Genomic DNA, 15,073 nt, shown 5'->3' with positions numbered 1-15,073 from the left:
TCAAACCCACCATACCGATTTATCCGGGCATGAAAAGTGTCTCTTGCGTCTCCCGTTTCCTCTCAGGAAAACATTGTTGTCCAAATGGCAACTCGTACTACCGCACGAACCCCACTATGCTTTACGGCAATCTTATGTGAGGGGTTCTATGGCACGCTTTCTTATCTGCAGTTTTGCGCTGGTTCTGCTTTATCCATCCGGCATCGATATGTATCTGGTCGGCCTGCCGCGCATTGCGCAGGATCTGGGGGCCAGTGAAGCGCAGCTGCACATCGCCTTTTCAGTTTACCTGGCAGGAATGGCCGCGGCGATGCTGTTTGCTGGCCGTATAGCCGACAAATCCGGCCGGAAGCCGGTGGCGATTTTCGGCGCCGTCGTTTTCCTGCTGGCCTCTCTTCTTTGCTCGCAAGCGCAGGGCAGCGCCCATTTCCTGGCCGGGCGTTTTATTCAGGGGATTGGCGCGGGCAGCTGCTACGTGGTCGCCTTTGCGGTATTGCGCGATACCCTGGACGATCGCCGCCGGGCAAAAGTGCTTTCTCTCCTTAACGGTATTACCTGCATTATTCCGGTTCTGGCCCCGGTAATCGGTCATCTGATTATGCTGAAATTCCCCTGGCAGAGCCTGTTCTATACCATGAGCGGCATGGGGGCTCTGGTGGGATTGCTGTCGATATTTGTGTTGCGGGAAACGCGACCAACATCCGTTCCGCACGCGGCAAAGCAGCAAAATATCGTCCCGGAGTCGCTGCTCAATCGCTTTTTCCTCAGCCGAATCGTGATGACTACTCTGAGCGTGACGGCTATTCTGACCTACGTTAACGTCTCACCGGTGCTGATGATGGAGGTGATGGGCTTCGATCGCGGTACCTATTCCATGACCATGGCGCTTATGGCGCTCGTGAGCATGGTGGTTTCGTTTTCGACGCCGTTTGCTCTGACGCTATTTAAACCCCGCACGCTCATGCTGACCTCACAGGCGCTGTTCTTTAGCGCGGGCGTGCTGCTGAGTCTGTCCACCAGCCAGACGGTGACGATGCTGGGGCTGGGACTGATTTGCGCAGGGTTCTCCGCAGGCTTTGGCGTGGCGATGAGTCAGGCCCTCGGGCCATTCACCCTGCGCGCTGGCGTAGCGAGTTCAGTTTTAGGGATAGCTCAGGTTTGCGGCTCTTCTCTGTGGATTTGGCTGGCGGCCATCATCGGACTCAGCGCGATGAATATGCTGATCGGGATACTTATTGCCTGTAGCATAGTGAGCATTGTTCTGATTATGGTCGCCTCTCCGGCGCGGGCCGCGCAACGCTATGAAGAAACCCCTGTCGAGTCTCGATCTTAATCTGCTGCTCTGCCTGCAGCTCTTAACTCAGGAGCTCAGCGTCACCCGCACGGCGAAACGGATGAACGTCTCGCCGTCAGCGGTAAGCAAATCGCTGGCCAAGCTGCGCGCCTGGTTTGACGATCCGCTGTTTGTCAAAACGCCTCTGGGGCTATCGCCCACGCCGCTGATGAGCAGTATGGAGCAGGATCTGGCGGACTGGATGCAGATGGGCAATCAGATCCTTGATAAGCCTCATCACACTATGCCCAGCGGGCTAAAGTTTGAGCTGGCGGCAGAGTCGCCGCTGCTGATGATCCTTCTCAATACGCTTTCGCAGCGGATTTACCAGCGCTATCCTCAGGCGCTGATCCGCCTGCGTAACTGGGATTACGATTCGCTGGATGCGATTATTCGCGGTGAAGTCGATATCGGATTTTGCGGCAGGGAAACACATCCTCGCTCCCGGGAGCAGCTTAGCCTGCTGCCCTGGTATATTGATTTTGAAATCCTGTTTACCGATCTCCCGCAGGTATGGCTGCGCGCCGATCATCCCGCGCTGAGCGAAGAGTGGAATCTGGACACGTTCTTGCGCTATCCGCACATTAATATTTGCTGGGAACAAAGCGACACCTGGGCGCTGGACGATGTCCTGCAGGATCTGGGACATAAACGCACCGTGGCGCTGACCGTTCCGGGTTTTGAGCAGTCGTTATTTATGGCCGCTCAGCCCAATCATACGATGCTGGCCACCGCTCCGCGTTACTGCCAGCGTTACAATCAGCAGCACCACCTGCCGCTGGTTTGCTTACCTCTGCCGCTGGAACCGTCGCAGCTGGAGAAAATACGCGTCCCCTTTACCCTTCTTTGGCATAAGCGCAACAGTTATAACCCGAAGATCGTCTGGCTACGGGAAACGCTCAGGCAGCTCTACGCCGAACCGCTATAGCTCCCGGTTTGCCCCCCTTTGCGCAATAAATTGTAAAATTCACGCAATTTCCCTTTTCAAGAGATGATTTCCACATTAAAACCTGGTAATTCTGAGCGATAATATCATTTGCAGTTTTTATCATTGACCATTAATCACGGAGCGAAGAATGGCAACGCATTTTGCAAGAGGGATACTCAACACCCGGGAGCCGCTATCCACACGCCTGTCAGCGGCCTGTCATCAATCCGCTAGACGCCTGCCTGAGTACCGACAAAGCCGATATCGCGCATCCCGGTCACTCCTCGCAGAACTCCTCTTTATGTTGTACGGCATCAGTGAACTCCCCGAAATTATTGACGAAGAGAATGGAAAACCGGCTTTTCGCGACGAACATCTCCCGCGTTTCTCCATCTCCTATGCCGGAAATATCGTCGGCGTTGCCTTAACCACCGAAGGCGATTGCGGCCTGGATATGGAATTGCCGCACGCTTCCCGCGCGTTACATGCATCGCACGATACAGAACGTTACGTATTTAACAGTAATGAGCGAATATGGATTAGCAATCAGCACGATCCTGACGAAGCGCGCGCGCAGCTTGATGCGTTACGCAAAAGCGTGATGAAGCTGACCGGCGAAACCGCCTTGAACCTGCAGCTTCTCCCGGGCTCCGGACGGTTGCGGACAAGCGGGACGCAGTCAATCGAAGCCGTCTGCGACGCCGAAACGGTGCTGGTCTGGTCTATTGCCGCCAGCCCGGATATTGGCCAGCTAAAAGTCTGGGAATATAACGCGAAAGAGGGTTGGCGCAGCCTGCCTGACGCGCAGACCCGTGCTAAAGAACCATCCGCCCGGCTGATGCGCTTCACCAGTTTACCGGTAGAAAAAGCCTTCTCCCTCAACTGACCGGTGTTCCCGGCCATCATGATGCAAAGGAGCAATCATGTCTGATACGTTGAAAGTTGTTACGTTACTCGGAAGTCTGCGCAAAGGCTCTTTTAATGCCATGGTCGCACGTACCCTGCCCGGCATCGCGCCCGCGGGTATGGAAGTTTCCGCGTTACCGTCCATTGGCGATATTCCTCTCTATGATGCCGACGTGCAGCAGGAAGAGGGTTTCCCACAAAGCGTTCAGGATATCGCGCAGCAAATTCGTGAGGCGGATGGCGTGGTTATCGTTACGCCGGAATATAACTACTCGGTGCCCGGCGGCCTGAAAAACGCCATCGACTGGCTGTCTCGTCTCCCGGAACAACCGCTATCCGGCAAGCCGGTTCTGATCCAGACCAGCTCTATGGGGGCCATTGGCGGCGCGCGCTGCCAGTATCATCTGCGTCAGATTCTGGTATTCCTCGATGCGATGGTGATGAATAAGCCCGAGTTTATGGGCGGCGTGATTCAGAATAAAGTGGATCCGCAGGAGGGGAAAGTTGTCGATCAGGGCACGCTCGATCATCTGACCGGGCAGCTTAGCGCTTTTGCCGAGTATATTCAGCGAGTTAAGGCCTGAATAAAAAGGGATGTCACCCCGCCCCTCTCCCTCGCGGAGAGGGTGTAAACGCTAAAGCCCTTTTCACAGAAAAGGGCTTACTGTTTATTTCGCGTCAATAAACACAATCTTCAGCACGAACAGCAGTGAAACTACAATAACGCACGGGCTGAGATCGCGCAGCCGGCCGGTGCCAATCTTCATCACGCAATAAGAGATAAAGCCTAAGGCAATACCTTCTGTAATGGAGAAGCTAAACGGCATCATCACGGCGGTAATAAACGCAGGAACGGATTCGGTTAAATCATCCCACTTCACGCGCGCCAGGCTGGACGTCATCAGGACGCCAACGTAAATCAGCGCGCCGGCTGCGGCATAAGGAGGGACCATGCCCGCCAGCGGCGACAGGAAGATCACCAGCAGGAACAAAATGCCCACCACCACGGCGGTTAAGCCGGTACGGCCGCCCACGGAAACCCCAGAGGAAGATTCAATATAGGCAGTGACGGAAGAGGTACCGATAAAAGACCCCGCAACGGAGGATACGCTATCGACAAACAGCGCCTGCTTCATACGCGGGAACTTGCCCTTAGCATCGGCCAGGCCGGCCTTGTCGGTTACGCCGATCAGGGTGCCGGAGGAGTCGAACAGGTTCACCAGCATAAACGAGAAGATCACTCCTGCCAGGCCAAGATTCAGCGAACCTGCCAGGTCAACATGGCCAATGACCGTCGTTACGCTCGGCGGCATGGAAACGATGCCGCTGTAGTGAACGTCACCCAGCATCCAGCCCAGCAAAGTGGTGACCACGATAGAAACCAGCACCGCCGCGTGGATGTTGCGGGAAGCCAGAATAGCAATAATAAAGAAGCCAAGAATACCCAACAGCACGCTATGAGACGTCAGGTTGCCAATACTCACCAGGGTTTCCGGGTTGGCGACGATAACGCCCGCGTTTTTGAGGCCCATCATACCGATAAACAGGCCGATACCGCTGGTGATACCAATGCGCAGGCTAACCGGAATATTCGCAATCATCCAGTAGCGCACGCGGAAAATCGTCAGCAGGAGCAGGCCAACGGCGCCCCAGAAAATCGCGCCCATCCCGACCTGCCAGGGCAAGCCCATCGCCTGTACCACGACAAAAGCAAAGAAGGCGTTTAGCCCCATCGCCGGCGCCAGGGCCACCGGAAGGTTAGCGAACAGCCCCATCATGATGCTACCGAATGCAGCAATCAGACAGGTTGTGACGAAAACGGCGCTGGTATCCATACCCGCCACGCCGAGGATCTGTGGGTTAACGAAAACGATGTACACCATCGTCAGAAAGGTGGTGAAACCTGCAATCGCTTCGGTGCGTGCCGTCGTGCCGTGTTCACGCAGTTTGAACACGCGCTCCAGCAGACCCTGGCCAGAAGACTGGCTGGTTTGTTGTTGACTCATTATCGGTTTCCGAACAAAGGAGGGAAAATTCGTCGCTATCCTATACCAAAATGCGACAATAAGGGCGGTTGTGAGATACTTTTTTTCATCGATTTTGCTTATACGGCAACGATTGCGTCTCACAAATCAGCAAGACGAAAACGTTAACTTATTAAAATGGAAACGACATGACCCAACCAGAAGCAGTATTTTTCGACTGTGACGGCACGCTGGTCGACAGCGAGGTGATCTGCTCCCGCGCCTACGTTCACATGTTCAGGGAATTCGGCATTACGCTGGATTTAGAGGAGATTTTTAAGCGCTTCAAGGGCGTAAAGCTGTACGAGATTATCGACACCATTAACGCGGAGTACGGCGTTAATCTGGATAAGGCGACCCTTGAGCCGGTGTACCGCGATGAAGTCGCCCGCCTGTTTGATAGCGAACTGGAAGTCATCTCTGGCGCCCAGGCGCTACTGGACGCGGTCAGCGTGCCGATGTGCGTGGTCTCCAACGGTCCGGTGAGCAAAATGCAGCACTCTCTGGGTAAAACCGGAATGCTGCACCATTTTCCCGAGCGTCTTTACAGCGGCTATGATATTCAGCGCTGGAAGCCCGATCCGGCCCTGATGCTGCATGCCGCAAAAGCGATGAACGTTAACGTCGAAAACTGCATTCTGGTTGATGATTCCAGCGCAGGCGCGCAGTCAGGGATTGCCGCCGGAATGGAGGTGTTCTACTTCTGCGCCGATCCGCATAATAAGCCGATCGACCATCCGAAGGTGACGACCTTTACCCGCCTGGAAGAGCTACCTGAACTATGGCAAGCGCGCGGCTGGAATATAACGCGATAAACCCGGAGCGTAGCGCTATCAGGACGCGTCCCGCCTGCGCTACGCTGAAAGTGGATTACGGTTGTCTCAATTCCGCAGCCGCCGCTTTATCAGCCACTATCACCAGGGATGGATGCAGTTTCAGCACTGATGCCGGAACCCGCTCGCTGACTTCGCCTTCAATCACCTCTTGTAGCGCCCGCGCCTTTGCGGCGCCGCTGACGATAAGCAGCAGGTTTTTCGCCGCCATAACGCTTTTCGGCCCCATCGTGACGTAGCTATCCGGCACCGCAGAGAAGTCGCCGCCCATTTCGCCGTGAGCGACAAGCCCCACCATATCTCCGACGATAGGGACTTCCACCGTCGCATCGTGGAAGCGCGTGGTATTCGGCAAGTTACCGCAAAAATGGCCGTCGGCGCCGAGGCCCATCACCATCAGATCGAGGCCCCCTTCTTCCTGTAATCGCTGGTCGTGATGCATAAAGTTTTCATGGCTGAGCTTGTGAATGTTCTCTTCCGGGATCTGAGCGGGAGTGAAAAACAGATTGCGCAAATTGGAAATGGTCACGCCTTCACGATCCTGTCCACGAAATGGGATCTCGTCAAAGTTGTAATAATGGACTTGAGAATAGAACGGTTTACCTTTAATCGCGGCCGTCAGATATTCATACATTTTTTTCGGCGTACTGCCTGCCGTCACCGCCAGATTCACCCTGCGCGGCGCGGTGATATAGCCCAGAACGTGATGGCTGGCGACCAGGCTCATCTCCGCATAATCTTCCGTCACGATTAATTTCATATTGTCTCCCTCAAGGTATTGAAGATAAGGAGCCAGCAAACTGGCCCCTTAATTTTATTTGAACAACTTCTGAACGAACTCGGCGTAGGCCGGGCGCCAGACGTCCATTTCATGGTTGAGGCCCGGATACTCATGGTAATCAAAGTTGATTTTCTGCTTCTCCAGCTCCGCTTTCAGGCCGGCGATATCTTTACCGGTGACCACGTCTTTCTCACCCACGACGACGGTAAAGTTACGCAGCTGCTTGTTGATCGCCTGCGGCTGGTTTAGCTGTGCTTCAACGCCGGCATCCGGTACCGTCGTTGTCGTTACGCCGCTGAAGGTTGCCAGCCAGCCGAAGCTCTCCAGATGGTTCATTCCGGAGACCAACGCCTGATAACCGCCCTGCGACAGCCCGGCAAGCGCCCGGCCATCCGCGTCTTTACGCACGTTAAAGCGCTCATCAATCAGCGGAATAATATCGTTCATCAGCTCTTTATCAGCCGCTTTCGCATTCAGCGGATAGAAGGTTTTACGCCGCTCCTGCGGCGGGAAGTTTTCCGCAACCGCTTCAGGAATATCGGTTTCGGTATCCGGCACCACTACCAGCATGGGCTTGATTTTGCCTTCCGCCAGCAGGTTATCCATGATTTGCGGGATACGTCCCTGATCGATAGCCGACAGGCCGCTGTCGCCAAAACCGTGATAGAAGTAGAGCACCGGCAGCGGCTCGCCGCTACCGGTATAGCCTGGCGGCGTCCACACGTAGGCGCGACGCTCAGAATTCAGGGCCTTTGAGTGATAGGTCAGGGTTCGTAGCTCGCCGTGAGCCACCGCGCGATCGTCAAGAATGCTGCCGGGAACCAGAATCAGGCTGGTATTCACCTGTCGCTGCGGTTTTTGATAGCGGCTACCGGTATCGACAGAACGGAATCCGTCGACATCGAAATAATATTCGTAAAGGTTCGGGGTCATCGTTTCGCTTTTCCATGTCCAGATCCCCTGCTCGTCTTTGGTCATATCATGGGAGACGAAGGTATCCGGCGTTGCCCCCGTTACCACGGATACCCGTTTTGCATCCGGGGCAAACAGGCGGAAGGTAATGCTCTTATCGCCGTTAACCTGGGTAATATACTGGCTGACCGGGATCGCCGCGCTCGGGGTGGCCGGGAATGGCGCGGCATGAGTGGTAAACGCAGCGCCTGCCAGCGCCAGAGCGAAGTAAATAGCATGTCGTTTCATCGATATTCCTCTTGAGAATTTGTCCTGACCGGAACCAGCCTTACCACCAGATTTCAGCCTGGGCGCCTACGGCAAACTGGTCGTTCTTACCGTCTTCAAAAATGCTGCGAGTATTGCTGTTGGCTGCCTTATCCAGGTCGATATCCTGCGCTTTAATATAAGTCGCATAGAAACGAATTTCCGGGCGGGAGGTCAGCATACTGGTATTCACTTTAAAGGTATGGAACAGGGTGGTTTTGTAGCCGGATTCGTTATATTTCTTGCCGGTGATATCTTTGTTCTGCTGCTTGAAATAGCCCAGCTCAACGCCGGTCTGGTTATATTTATCCCAAATCCAGGCCGGGCGCACGACGGCGCGAATAGACTCAAAATCAGAGTGCGCGCCGGTCTCGTAGCTGTAGACATCATTACCAAAAGAGTAAACGATGGCGTTCGCCAGAATGATGTCATCACTCAAATAGGTTTCTCCCTGAGAGGTCAAACGAACGGCGGTGCCGTTGGTGTGATCGCCATAGTATCTGCCGTTAAAGGTGGTATACGGGCTGGATCCCGCGTAGCGCGAGAAGCTGCTGGCGATGGAGTTATTTGCCAGCAGGAAGGAAAATTCGTTAAATCCGCCGTTATCAAACTTCTGCGTTAACGACGTTCCCGCCATCCAGGTATCTTTCCATTCATAATATCCATTATTACCTTCATTATATTTCTCAGATGAGCTCTGATTGGCCGCGACATAACGACCGCTGACCATCAGTGATGCTTTATCCCAAAGAGGGATCTCTTTATAACGAATATCAATAGTATTGGTGTTAATTTGCTGGCTTTTGGTCAACGTGCGGTTGTAGTCATCGACGTCCTCGCGCACCAGCGCGATATCAAATTTACCCGCGCCCACTTTCCAGTTTTCAAGACCAATGCCTGCTGCGGCATCGGTTCTCTGCGTTTTCCAGTCCAGCATCTGGATTTCAATTTTCGGCGCGCCGTGCTTACCCACCCAGAAATCCGCCTCCGGTGCGAATGGCAGGAAACCTTTGGTATTTACGTACATATCAGAGAACTGCATATAGTTCTCGCCGCCAGCGTTATCGCCAAACCAGCCGGAGGAATACTGCTGCCCGACGTTACCGTCAAGCATCACAATGGCATCAACCCGCTTATTGTCTTCCTGATAGACCCGCTGCTTAAGCTGTAAATCAAACCAGCCAGAGTATTCATTACCGAAGCGACCGAGCGAGCCAATCGCCCAGGACTTTGGTGAACCATGAGATGCGGTCCCCCAGCCGGAACGGTAATAGCCGTTATAGCTGAAGCCAATTTCATCCTTCACAAACTTGCTGAAATCCTTCATTGTCATCGAGCTATAAATGGACTCGCCATTCGCCGCGGGCTGTTCGTTTTTCACCAGAACCGCGGCTGGTTTTTCTGCGCCGCCGGCCGGTGCGGGAGCGCTGGCAACCTGCGTAGAAGCACGTTGTGTGTTGGTGCCGGACTGCGTATTGGCGATCCAGATTTGATTTCTGGCTTTCTCTTCATCTTTATATTTTTTAAGTTCGGACTGCGTATCTTTAAGCGCCTTTTCCAGAAGCTCAAGGCGCTGTTCGACCGTTAGCGATTCCGCCAGAGCATGCGTCGAATAAGCGAGCGGCGCCATAATAAGTATGGCAGATGTAATCAGATTTTTTTTAAACATAAGTTCCCTTTATATAAACATGAGTGCAATTGAATATCGCGAAAAAATAACAACCTGCGTGAAGGCATGGTGTATTCTCAGACATCCTTGCATCGCATAAAAAAACCTGAAGAAAACTCCCTGTATAAAACAGAGGCGATTTTCTTCAGGTTTTGCCCGCACGGCGGTAACAATCCCATTCATTTACTGCGGGTGGATTATTTGGCAAAAAAAAACCTGACATCACCCGGTTAACGGTGATGTCAGGTTTTGCCTGCTTACGCAGTAACAATCCAGCGTATTTATTCGGGCCCTGTAACGACAAGTCACCCGATTAATGAACCACATTGTTACGCTATAAAAATCAAACCACAATTGGCGAAATTATTATTTGTGATGAAAATCGCATCAATTTTTGCGAATAAAAAAATAGCCACTGCATTAATCATAACTAATTCTGATATATCCTTATATCAGAATTAGTCTCTGTGATTCATTACTCTTTAGGATCTTTTCCCGCCAGCAGTTTATCCAGTTCGTCGCCGCCAACGTGACGGAAATCCTGACCTTTAACGAAGTAGAAAATATATTCGCAGATATTCTGGCAGCGGTCGCCAATACGCTCAATCGAGCGGGCGCAGAACAGCGCGGTCAGGACGCTGGGAATAGTGCGCGAATCTTCCATCATATAGGTCATCAGCTGGCGCACGATACCTTCATATTCCTGGTCGACTTTCTTATCTTCACGATAAATCCGCACCGCTTCATCAAGGTCCATACGGGCAAAAGCATCCAGCACATCGTGCAGCATCTGCACGGTATGGCGCCCCAGCGATTCCAGACTCACCAGCAGCGGCTGGTGCTGCTGGGAGAATTTTTCCAGCGCTGTGCGGCAGATTTTATCCGCAACGTCACCGATACGTTCCAGTTCGGCGATGGTTTTGATAATCGCCATCACCAGGCGCAGGTCGCTGGCGGTCGGCTGACGCTTGGCGATGATGCGCACGCAGGCTTCATCGATCGCCACTTCCATCATATTGACCTGCTTATCGCCGTCGATAACGCGCTTTGCCAGTTCGCTGTCCTGGTTATGCATCGCGGTGATAGCATCAGAAAGCTGCTGCTCCACCAGCCCACCCATGGTCATGACCTGGGTGCGGATGTACTCCAGTTCGGCATTGAACTGGCCGGAAATATGTTTATTAAGATTTAGGTTATCCATGGTATCTCCTGATTGCCCAATAGGTTAGAGCCTGAAAGCAGAAGGGCAATCAACCGTAGCGGCCAGTAATATAATCTTCAGTTTGCTTCTTAGCGGGTTTGGTAAACAGATCGTCCGTGTTGCTGAATTCAATCAGCTCGCCAAGATACATAAACGCCGTATGGTCGGAGCAACGCGCGGCCTGCTGCATGTTGTGGGTCACGATAACGACGGTGTAATCCTGTTTCAGTTCGGTGATCAGCTCTTCAATACGCCCGGTAGAGATCGGGTCCAGCGCCGAACAGGGCTCATCCAGCAGCAGCACTTCCGGACGAATAGCGATACCGCGCGCGATACACAGACGCTGCTGCTGACCGCCGGAGAGAGAATATCCGCTCTGATGCAGTTTATCTTTGGTTTCATTCCATAATGCGGCTTTGGTCAAAGCCCACTGCACTCGCTCGTCCATATCCGCGCGGGAGAGTTTCTCGAACAGACGCACGCCAAAGGCGATATTGTCATAGATAGACATCGGGAACGGCGTCGGCTTCTGGAATACCATGCCGACTTTGGCACGCAGCAGCGCGATATCCTGGGTATTGGTCAGAATATTATCGCCATCCAGCAGAATTTCACCTTCTGCACGCTGCTCCGGGTACAGCTCAAACATTTTGTTGAACGTACGCAGCAGCGTGGATTTACCGCAGCCTGACGGACCGATAAACGCCGTCACCTGGTTTTTTGTGATATCCAGGTTGATGTTTTTCAGGGCATGGAATTTTCCGTAGTAGAAGTTCAGGTTACGAACTGAAAGCTTACCCGGGGTCGTATTCACCATACTCATCTCGTTCTTTTCCTCGTTCGGCGCCGCGTTTCGCCGCGCCGCAAAAATTAACCGTGTTTATTCTTCGCGAAAATAACGCGCGCCAGAATGTTCAGCAGCAATACGCACAGGGTGATAATCAATACCCCGGCCCATGCCAGTTGCTGCCACTCCGCAAACGGACTCATGGCAAATTTGAAAATCGTTACCGGCAGGTTAGCGATCGGCTGCATCATGTCGGTGCTCCAGAACTGGTTGGAGAGCGCGGTGAACAGCAGCGGCGCCGTTTCCCCGGCGATACGGGCAATGGCCAGCAGGATACCGGTCATAATGCCGGAGACCGATGCTTTCAGGGTGATCGCAGAAATCATTCGCCACTTTGGCGTACCGAGCGCATAGGCCGCTTCGCGCAGGCTATCCGGCACCAGCTTCAGCATATTTTCAGTAGTACGAATCACGATAGGCACCTGCAGCAGCGCCAGCGCAATCACGCCCGCCCAGCCGGAAAAGTGCTGCATTTGCGCAACGACGATGGTGTATACAAACAGACCGACCACAATCGACGGCGCGGAAAGCAGGATGTCGTTAATAAAACGAATGACTTCAGCCAGCCAGGATTTACGGCCATATTCCGCCAGATAAATCCCCGCCAGAATGCCCAGAGGGGTACCGATAACCGTCGACCACAGGATCAACAATCCGCTACCTGCCAGGGCGTTCGCCAGACCGCCGCCCGCCGTATTAGGCGGCGGCGTCATTTCGGTAAACAGCGCCAGGCTCATGCCGTCGATGCCGCGAGTGACGGTGGACATCAGGATCCAGATAAGCCAGAACAGGCCAAACGCCATGGTCGCCATCGATAGCGTCAGGGCGAGGCGGTTTTTCATGCGGCGTTTCGCCTGCATTTTGCGACGGGATTCCGCCAGCTCTGCGGTGGTTTGTAATTCAATCGTCGCCATTAGCGTGCCCCCTCGTTCTTAGCCAGGCGCATGATCATAAACTTTGATGCGGCCAGAACAATAAAGGTGATAACGAACAGAATCAGACCCAGTTCCATCAAGGCTGCAACGTGCAGTCCGGTTTCCGCTTCGGCAAACTCATTCGCCAGCGCGGAGGTGATGCTGTTACCTGGCATATACAGCGAAGCGCTATCGAGCTGGTAGGTGTTGCCGATAATAAAGGTTACCGCCATGGTTTCCCCCAGCGCGCGCCCCAGTCCGAGCATCACCCCGCCAATCACGCCGTTTTTGGTAAAGGGCAGAACGATACGCCAGATAACTTCCCATGTTGTACAACCGATACCGTATGCGGACTCTTTCATCATTACCGGCGTCTGTTCAAAAACGTCACGCATAACGGCAGCGATGTAAGGAATGATCATGATGGCCAGAATGACGCCGGCCGCCAGAATGCCGATACCAAACGCCGGACCCGCAAAGAGCGCGCCAACGAACGGAATGGTCGACAAAACGTTGCCAACCGGCTCCTGAAAGTAAGTCGCAAACAGTGGAGCGAAAATAAACAGACCCCACATGCCGTAAACGATACTGGGGATGGCGGCCAGCAGTTCAATAGCGATACCCAGCGGGCGCTTCAGCCAGGCGGGTGAAAGTTCCGTCAGGAACAGCGCGATACCGAAGCTCACCGGTACGGCGATCAGCAGCGCGATAAATGAGGTGACCAGCGTCCCGTAAATGGGCACCAGGGCGCCGAAAATCTGGTTTGGCGCATCCCACTCTTTGGTCCACAGAAAGGCAAAGCCAAATTTCTCAATGCTTGGCCAGGACGAGATGATAAGGGAGACGATGATGCCGCCAAGCATCAATAGCACAATCAGCGCCGCCAGTTTTACCAGCACGCTGAAAATTATGTCACCCTTTTTCCCCGGAGGGTTAAATGCCGGCTTGGTTGCAGCCATACGTTACTCTTCAGTTTCGGGCCAGAAAAAATCGTAGTTTACTGATCTTTCTGGCAAAGGTAATGCCATACCCTAAATAATTCGAGCTGCAGGCAGGTAGCAAGCTTGTTCACCCTGGTCACATAGCGTATCTATGCTCCCGGGATGAACAAGCGCTGCCATCGTCCCTGTAACTCGACGTAAGACGGGTATTAGTACAGCGCTTTACCGCTGCTGTCCTTTACGTTGGTCTTCCATGCTGCGCGAACTTGCTCAACCACGCTATCCGGCAGGGTGGCATAATCCAGCGCATTAGCTTCTTTACCGCCGTTCTTATACGCCCAGTCGAAGAACTTCAGCACTTCAGCGGTTTGCTCTGGCTTGTTGGAAGCCTTGTGAACCAGGATGAAGGTGGTAGAAGTGATCGGCCAGGCATTGTCGCCTTTCTGGTTAGTCAGATCCTGTGCAAAGGATTTGCTCCAGTCGATTTCTTTCGCCGCGTTAGCGAAGTTGTCTTCCGTCGGGCTCACCGGCTTGCCATCGGCAGACAGCAGTTTGGTATAAGCAAGGTTGTTCTGTTTCGCGTAGGCATATTCTACGTAGCCGATTGAGCCCGGCAGACGCTGAACGAACGCGGCGATGCCGTCGTTGCCTTTACCGCCCAGCCCGGTCGGCCAGTTAACGGTTGAACCCGCGCCGACTTTAGATTTCCACTCTTCGTTCACCTTCGCCAGGTAGCTGGTGAAAACGAAGGAGGTGCCGGAGCCATCCGCACGGCGAACAACCGCGATGTTCTGAGAAGGCAGCTTCATACCTGGGTTGAGCTTAGCAATCGCTTCGTCATCCCATTTTTTGATTTTGCCCAGGTAGATATCACCCAGCGTTTTACCGTCAAGCACCAGCTCGCCTGATTTCACGCCAGGCAGGTTGATCGCCAGCACCACGCCGCCGATCACGGTCGGGAACTGGAACAGACCTTCCTGAGCCAGTTTGTCGTCAGCCAGAGGGGCATCAGAGGCACCGAAATCTACGGTGTTGGCCGTAATTTGTTTTACGCCGCCAGAGGAGCCGATACCCTGGTAATTGATTTTATTACCCGTTTCCTTGTTATAGGTATCTGCCCATTTGGCATACACCGGCGCGGGGAAAGTTGCGCCAGCGCCAGTCAGGCTTGCTGCTGCAAAAACAGAGAAAGCACTCATCGATAAGGTCGCGGCGACAACTGTTGCGACGGTGGTACGCATAACGTTCATAATGTCTCCTGCTGGATTCGTAAACCATTGTTTCGAAGCTATGGTGAGCAAAATAGGACAAACAGGTGACAGTAAAATGTACGAATTATTACAGTTTTATGACAAGCCAAAAGGCGGGATTTTACGATAAATAAAAACAATACAAATCATATTGTTAATAAAGATAATGAGGAAAATATTGCCGAAAAATTTTATTTTTATGACGGCAAAAAAGCGTCGCAAAAATGA

At 53.2% G+C, this 15,073-nt stretch carries 14 protein-coding genes; 5 read left to right on the top strand and 9 right to left on the bottom strand.

Going from position 1 to position 15,073, the window contains the following annotated elements; translation table 11 throughout:
• The first annotated feature begins 148 nt into the window (after positions 1 to 148).
• The 4 genes from ABLV75_RS22275 (at position 149) to ABLV75_RS22260 (ending at position 3,751) form a co-directional block, all read left to right on the top strand.
• The gene (locus tag ABLV75_RS22275) at positions 149 to 1,333 is read left to right on the top strand and encodes an MFS transporter (RefSeq protein ID WP_004107222.1); all 1,185 of its coding nucleotides are present in this window, start codon (positions 149 to 151) and stop codon (positions 1,331 to 1,333) included.
• Entirely contained in the window at positions 1,302 to 2,261 is a 960-nt protein-coding gene (yidZ, locus tag ABLV75_RS22270) for an HTH-type transcriptional regulator YidZ (RefSeq protein ID WP_004107223.1), read from the top strand. Before ABLV75_RS22275 ends, yidZ begins: the two co-directional genes overlap by 32 nt.
• 148 nt (positions 2,262 to 2,409) lie before the next feature.
• Positions 2,410 to 3,147: a hypothetical protein gene (locus tag ABLV75_RS22265; protein ID WP_004107226.1), complete on the top strand. Its 738-nt coding sequence runs from the start codon at positions 2,410 to 2,412 to the stop codon at positions 3,145 to 3,147.
• Positions 3,148 to 3,184: 37 nt separating this feature from the next.
• Positions 3,185 to 3,751: an NADPH-dependent FMN reductase gene (locus ABLV75_RS22260; RefSeq protein ID WP_004116720.1), complete on the top strand. Its 567-nt coding sequence runs from the start codon at positions 3,185 to 3,187 to the stop codon at positions 3,749 to 3,751.
• A gap of 84 nt (positions 3,752 to 3,835) precedes the next feature.
• Here ABLV75_RS22260 and adeP read toward each other — a convergent pair whose 3' ends face one another.
• Positions 3,836 to 5,173, bottom strand: a complete 1,338-nt coding sequence (gene adeP, locus ABLV75_RS22255; protein ID WP_004116723.1) for an adenine permease AdeP — start codon at positions 5,171 to 5,173, stop codon at positions 3,836 to 3,838.
• Between the two features lie 167 nt (positions 5,174 to 5,340).
• Here adeP and yieH point away from each other — a divergent pair, with 167 nt between their 5' ends.
• Complete coding sequence (gene yieH, locus ABLV75_RS22250) at positions 5,341 to 6,006, top strand: 6-phosphogluconate phosphatase (RefSeq protein ID WP_004107237.1); 666 nt, start codon at positions 5,341 to 5,343, stop codon at positions 6,004 to 6,006.
• A gap of 55 nt (positions 6,007 to 6,061) precedes the next feature.
• On the opposite strand, the gene ABLV75_RS22245 is transcribed toward yieH, so the two are convergent.
• The 8 genes from ABLV75_RS22245 to pstS all read right to left on the bottom strand — a co-directional run bounded on the left by ABLV75_RS22245 (position 6,062) and on the right by pstS (position 14,845).
• A complete protein-coding gene (locus ABLV75_RS22245; RefSeq protein WP_004107241.1) occupies positions 6,062 to 6,784 on the bottom strand; it encodes a glucosamine-6-phosphate deaminase in 723 nt (240 codons plus the stop codon).
• 54 nt (positions 6,785 to 6,838) lie between these two features.
• A complete protein-coding gene (locus ABLV75_RS22240) occupies positions 6,839 to 8,011 on the bottom strand; it encodes an alpha/beta hydrolase-fold protein (protein WP_029496762.1) in 1,173 nt (390 codons plus the stop codon).
• Positions 8,012 to 8,045: 34 nt separating this feature from the next.
• Entirely contained in the window at positions 8,046 to 9,692 is a 1,647-nt protein-coding gene (locus tag ABLV75_RS22235) for a carbohydrate porin (protein WP_004107248.1), read from the bottom strand.
• A 475-nt stretch (positions 9,693 to 10,167) separates the two neighbouring features.
• A complete protein-coding gene (phoU, locus tag ABLV75_RS22230) occupies positions 10,168 to 10,893 on the bottom strand; it encodes a phosphate signaling complex protein PhoU (protein WP_004107251.1) in 726 nt (241 codons plus the stop codon).
• A 49-nt stretch (positions 10,894 to 10,942) separates the two neighbouring features.
• Positions 10,943 to 11,716: a phosphate ABC transporter ATP-binding protein PstB gene (gene pstB, locus ABLV75_RS22225; protein WP_004107254.1), complete on the bottom strand. Its 774-nt coding sequence runs from the start codon at positions 11,714 to 11,716 to the stop codon at positions 10,943 to 10,945.
• A gap of 47 nt (positions 11,717 to 11,763) precedes the next feature.
• Positions 11,764 to 12,654, bottom strand: coding sequence for a phosphate ABC transporter permease PstA (pstA, locus tag ABLV75_RS22220; RefSeq protein ID WP_004107257.1), 891 nt, complete (start codon positions 12,652 to 12,654; stop codon positions 11,764 to 11,766).
• A complete protein-coding gene (pstC, locus tag ABLV75_RS22215; protein ID WP_004107261.1) occupies positions 12,654 to 13,613 on the bottom strand; it encodes a phosphate ABC transporter permease PstC in 960 nt (319 codons plus the stop codon). The genes pstA and pstC overlap by 1 nt, the downstream gene beginning before the upstream one ends.
• A gap of 191 nt (positions 13,614 to 13,804) precedes the next feature.
• A complete protein-coding gene (gene pstS, locus ABLV75_RS22210) occupies positions 13,805 to 14,845 on the bottom strand; it encodes a phosphate ABC transporter substrate-binding protein PstS (RefSeq protein WP_004107263.1) in 1,041 nt (346 codons plus the stop codon).
• Positions 14,846 to 15,073 lie beyond the last annotated feature (228 nt).

The sequence above is a fragment of the Klebsiella sp. CN_Kp066 genome (genome assembly GCF_040065135.1).
In the GTDB taxonomy this organism is placed as follows: Bacteria; Pseudomonadota; Gammaproteobacteria; order Enterobacterales; family Enterobacteriaceae; genus Klebsiella; species Klebsiella oxytoca.
This window is presented reverse-complemented; position numbering and strand designations above follow the sequence as displayed.

Bases quoted from the DNA above. Each gene is read 5' to 3' on its own strand.
- ABLV75_RS22275 (WP_004107222.1), top strand. From the start codon at position 149: ATGGCACGCTTTCTTATCTGCAGTTTTGCGCTGGTTCTGCTTTATCCA.
- yidZ (WP_004107223.1), top strand. From the start codon at position 1,302: ATGAAGAAACCCCTGTCGAGTCTCGATCTTAATCTGCTGCTCTGCCTG.
- ABLV75_RS22265 (WP_004107226.1), top strand. From the start codon at position 2,410: ATGGCAACGCATTTTGCAAGAGGGATACTCAACACCCGGGAGCCGCTA.
- ABLV75_RS22260 (WP_004116720.1), top strand. From the start codon at position 3,185: ATGTCTGATACGTTGAAAGTTGTTACGTTACTCGGAAGTCTGCGCAAA.
- adeP (WP_004116723.1), bottom strand. From the start codon at position 5,173: ATGAGTCAACAACAAACCAGCCAGTCTTCTGGCCAGGGTCTGCTGGAG.
- yieH (WP_004107237.1), top strand. From the start codon at position 5,341: ATGACCCAACCAGAAGCAGTATTTTTCGACTGTGACGGCACGCTGGTC.
- ABLV75_RS22245 (WP_004107241.1), bottom strand. From the start codon at position 6,784: ATGAAATTAATCGTGACGGAAGATTATGCGGAGATGAGCCTGGTCGCC.
- ABLV75_RS22235 (WP_004107248.1), bottom strand. From the start codon at position 9,692: ATGTTTAAAAAAAATCTGATTACATCTGCCATACTTATTATGGCGCCG.
- phoU (WP_004107251.1), bottom strand. From the start codon at position 10,893: ATGGATAACCTAAATCTTAATAAACATATTTCCGGCCAGTTCAATGCC.
- pstB (WP_004107254.1), bottom strand. From the start codon at position 11,716: ATGAGTATGGTGAATACGACCCCGGGTAAGCTTTCAGTTCGTAACCTG.
- pstA (WP_004107257.1), bottom strand. From the start codon at position 12,654: ATGGCGACGATTGAATTACAAACCACCGCAGAGCTGGCGGAATCCCGT.
- pstC (WP_004107261.1), bottom strand. From the start codon at position 13,613: ATGGCTGCAACCAAGCCGGCATTTAACCCTCCGGGGAAAAAGGGTGAC.
- pstS (WP_004107263.1), bottom strand. From the start codon at position 14,845: ATGAACGTTATGCGTACCACCGTCGCAACAGTTGTCGCCGCGACCTTA.